Raw genomic sequence first — 831 nt, 5'->3', positions numbered from 1 at the left:
AAACCCGTGCCGCCTCTATGTCTGCAAACCCGTCAGAGGGCCATTGCGGACAGTACTTCAGGGTCCGAAACAGCGATTCGGAAAACGGGTTATCGTCACTGACACGGGGCCGTCCCCTGGAAGGGGTGATCCCCAGATCATAAAGTTTCTGCAGCATCGTCGACGACTTCATCGGAGCCCCATTATCGGAATGCAAGATCAGAGGTTTGCGCCAGCACTGCTCAGCCATCACCGCCCTCTGCACCAACCCGGCTGACAATACTCCAGACTCCTCAGGGTAAACCTCCCAACCGACTGTTTTTCTGCTGTAAATGTCTTCAAACAAATACAGGTAGAAATACTTTCCACGTACCTTCGTGGGGAGATACGTTACATCCCAAGACCAGACTTCATTGGGCCCTGTGGCTGTATGCGTGGTAGGCAATGCTACCCGTCTGGGCGTCTGGGATCGCCCTCGGCGGTGGTTCTGTTGTGCCTCTGCCATAACTCGGTAAAAGGAAGATTCAGAAGCCAGGTACCTCCCCTGATCAGCCAAACGCGGCACGATCTGGGTGGGCGGTAAACTGGCATATTCAGGCTGGTTAATCACATTCAAAATCTCTTCCCGTTCTTCTTCAGACAACTTGTTCGAAGGTTCCGGGCGAACTGCTTCTGCTCGCCCATCTTCCGGCCTGATCTGCCAGCGCTGCAAGGTACGCAGGCTGAGCCCCAAGATCTCGCAAGCCTTATGCCTGCGAGCCCCTGCCTCTACAGTTTCATCTATCAGTTTCATCATTTCCTGGCGATCCGAGGTGCTGATTAGTCTTCCTTTTGCACACCCCAAATCGCCTC

The 831-nt window shown here is 54.0% G+C and carries 1 protein-coding gene; it reads right to left on the bottom strand.

From position 1 onward, the window contains the following. Positions 1-831 (bottom strand): IS3 family transposase (locus IV91_RS0113390; RefSeq protein WP_051862740.1); only part of this gene is annotated, 831 nt, incomplete at both ends.

The organism is Ferrovum myxofaciens (assembly GCF_000735045.1).
Classification (GTDB): Bacteria; Pseudomonadota; Gammaproteobacteria; order Burkholderiales; family Ferrovaceae; genus Ferrovum; species Ferrovum myxofaciens.
The sequence above is the reverse complement of the archived record's forward strand: the minus strand, read 5'-3'. Positions and strand labels throughout refer to the sequence as shown.